Origin of the sequence: Microbacterium sp. (assembly GCF_031988965.1) — a bacterium.
Taxonomy (GTDB): Bacteria; Actinomycetota; Actinomycetes; order Actinomycetales; family Microbacteriaceae; genus Microbacterium.
Genome location: NZ_DALZXX010000230.1, coordinates 1 through 2,857, shown reverse-complemented (window position 1 = coordinate 2,857; position 2,857 = coordinate 1). Strand labels below are relative to the sequence as shown.

The 2,857-nt window shown below is 70.0% G+C and carries 2 protein-coding genes and 2 pseudogenes; all 4 read left to right on the top strand.

Features of this window, described 5'->3' with window-relative positions:
- Positions 1 to 383 (top strand): annotated as a pseudogene (locus RTM68_RS18050) (glycosyl hydrolase); the annotation flags it as partial.
- A gap of 109 nt (positions 384 to 492) precedes the next feature.
- Positions 493 to 1,401 carry a dihydrodipicolinate synthase family protein gene (locus RTM68_RS18045; protein ID WP_312173646.1) on the top strand — a complete coding sequence of 303 codons (909 nt, stop codon included), beginning with the start codon at positions 493 to 495 and terminating at the stop codon, positions 1,399 to 1,401.
- 13 nt (positions 1,402 to 1,414) lie between these two features.
- Positions 1,415 to 2,416 (top strand): proline racemase family protein, encoded by a 1,002-nt coding sequence (locus tag RTM68_RS18040; RefSeq protein ID WP_312173643.1) that lies wholly within the window; start codon positions 1,415 to 1,417, stop codon positions 2,414 to 2,416.
- A pseudogene (locus RTM68_RS18035) lies at positions 2,413 to 2,857 on the top strand (ornithine cyclodeaminase family protein); the annotation flags it as partial. The gene RTM68_RS18040 and the pseudogene RTM68_RS18035, both read left to right, overlap by 4 nt.

The window sequence follows — 2,857 nt, the reverse complement described above, 5'->3', positions numbered from 1 at the left end:
GCGAGTGGATGCCGTACACCGGCCCCTTCCCGCTGCCGGGCGACGGCGAGCACCGGGTGCGCGCGCGTGCGACGGATGCCGCGGGCGCGGCGGGTCATGCGGCCCGTGACATCGCGGTCGACACGGGTGCGCCCGTCTCGCTCGCCACGGTGCGCCGGCTCGGATCGAGCGTCGAGATCACGCTCACCGCGACCGACGAGGTGTCGGGCGTCGAGCGGATCCAGTGGGAGGGGCCGGGCACGTTCTGGGCCACGTTCCAGGAGGCGTTCGTGCGCGCCCTCTCCGACGAGGAGCAGGTCATCGAGTTCGCGGCGACCGACAGGGCGGGCAACGAAGAGACCCGTCAGCGGCTGATTCTGCCGGCTCGGGGGGACGCCTCGTGACGAATCGCCGCGATTCATGGACAGGACCCGTTCCGCCCACTAACATTGCAATTGTACTCATCCATCACCCGGGTGCCGAGGGGCGCCGCCAGCACAGGAGTTCTGATTCATGACCGAAAAGAAGCCGTGGCACGGTGTCAACCTCGCGACGACGCTGCCGATCAATCCGGACTTCTCCGTCAACTACGACGCGTACGCCGAGCACATCCGCTTCACGACCGACAACGGCGTGACCGGCATCATCCCGAACGGCTCTCTCGGTGAGTACCAGACCCTGACGGAAGAGGAGCGCCAGCGCGTCTACCTCACGGCCGTCGAGGCCGCGCCCGAGGGCGTAGCCGTGATCCCGGGTGTCGGCGCGTACGGAGCGATGGAGAGCGTCCGTCACACCGAGCACGCCGCCGAGCACGGGGCGCCCGCCGTGATGCTGCTGCCCCCGAACGCCTATCGTGCGAGCGATGACGAGGTCGTCGACCACTACCGTCGCGTCGCCGCGGTCGGCCTGCCGATCCTCGCCTACAACAACCCGATCGACACCAAGATCGACCTGCGCCCCGAGCTGCTCGCGCGCCTGTTCGACGAGGGCCTCATCGTCTCGGTCAAGGAGTTCTCGGGAGACGTGCGCAACGCCTACGCGATCCGCGAGCTGGCACCGGGCCTCGACATCTCGATCGGATCCGACGACGTCGTGCTCGAGCTCGGCATCAACGGCGCCGTCGGCTGGGTCGCGGGCTACCCCAACGCGATCCCGGCATCGACCGTCGAGCTCTACAACCTGTCGACCTCGGGCGACCCGGCCAGCTGGGCCAAGGCGCACGAGATGTACCGCGACCTGCACCCGCTGCTGCGCTGGGACTCGAAGACCTGGTTCGTGCAGGCGATCAAGCTGTCGCAGGAGGTCGCCGGGGTCGCCCCCGCCGGCATCACGACCCGCCCGCCCCGCCTGCCGCTTCCCGACGAGGTGCGCACGCGTATCATCGCCGACACCGAGGCCGTTCTGGCCAAGGGCTACCGCTGATCCGGAGACACCCATGCGAGCACAACGCATCTTCCACGCCGTCGACTCCCACACCGAGGGGATGCCGACGCGCGTGATCGTCGGCGGCGTCGGAACGATGCCCGGATCGACGATGGAGGAGCGCCGCCAGTGGTTCATGGCGAACAGCGATGACGTGCGTCTGCTGCTCATGAACGAGCCCCGCGGTCACAGCGCCATGAGCGGCGCGATCCTGCAGCCGCCGACGCGACCGGATGCCGACTTCGGCGTGCTCTACATCGAGGTGTCCGGCTGCCTGCCCATGTGCGGGCACGGCACGATCGGAGTGGCGACCGTGCTCGTCGAGACGGGCATGGTCCCGGTCGTCGAGCCGGTCACCACGATCCGCCTCGACACCCCGGCCGGCCTCGTGATCGCCGAGGTGCACGTCTCCGACGGGCACGCCGACAGCGTCACCCTGCGCAACGTGCCCTCGTTCGTCGTGGCGCTCGACCAGGTCGTCGAGGTGCCCGGGCTCGGGTCCGTCGACTACGACCTGGCGTTCGGCGGCAACTTCTATGCGATCGTCTCGCTCGAGCAGATCGGGCTGCCGTTCGATCGGGCGCACAAGGACGAGCTGCTCGCCGCCGGGCTCAGCATCATGGCGGCCATCGAGGAGGCGGGCGAGCCGGTGCATCCGGTCGACCCGACCATCCGCGGCTGCCACCACGTCTACCTGAAGGCGCCCGGCTCGACCGCGCAGCTCTCGCGCCACGCCATGGCCATCCACCCGGGCTGGTTCGACCGGTCGCCCTGCGGCACCGGCACGAGCGCCCGCATGGCGCAACTGCACGCGCGGGGCGAGCTCGACCTCGACCAGGACTTCATCAACGAGTCGTTCATCGGCACCCGCTTCACCGGACGCCTGGTCGAGACGACCGAGGTCGCCGGCATCCCCGCCGTCATCCCGACCATCACCGGTCGGGCGTGGGTGACGGGCACCGCGCAGTACATGCTCGACCCGAGCGATCCTTTCCCGCAGGGGTTCGTGCTGTGACCTCTGTTCCCGTCATCGGCGTCGACGAGATCGACGCGGCGCTCGACCGTCGCGGTGCCGTCGAGGCGATCACGGCCGCGCTGCGCGACGGGGCCGACATCGAGTCCGACGCCCCGCGTCTGTTCAGCCCGCTCGACAGCGGCGAGTTCCTGCTCATGCCGACGCAGTCGCCCGAGCACGCGGGCATCAAGGTCGTCACGATCGCCCCGCGCAACACCGAGCGGGGGCTGCCGAAGATCCAGGCCTGGTACCTCGTCTTCGATGCCGCGACCCTGAGCCCGCTCGCGATCCTCGAGGGCGCACATCTCACGACGCTGCGCACCCCGGCGGTGACCGCGGTCGCGATCCGGGGCATGCTGCAGGCCGACCCGCGCGGCGCGCGAGAGCGCATCGACGAGCTCGCGGTGCTCGGGTCGCGGCCCCAGGCCGAGGCGCACGTGC

Coding starts and splice junctions, on each gene's coding strand:
- RTM68_RS18040 (WP_312173643.1), top strand. CDS start 1,415: ATGCGAGCACAACGCATCTTCCACGCCGTCGACTCCCACACCGAGGGG.
- RTM68_RS18045 (WP_312173646.1), top strand. CDS start 493: ATGACCGAAAAGAAGCCGTGGCACGGTGTCAACCTCGCGACGACGCTG.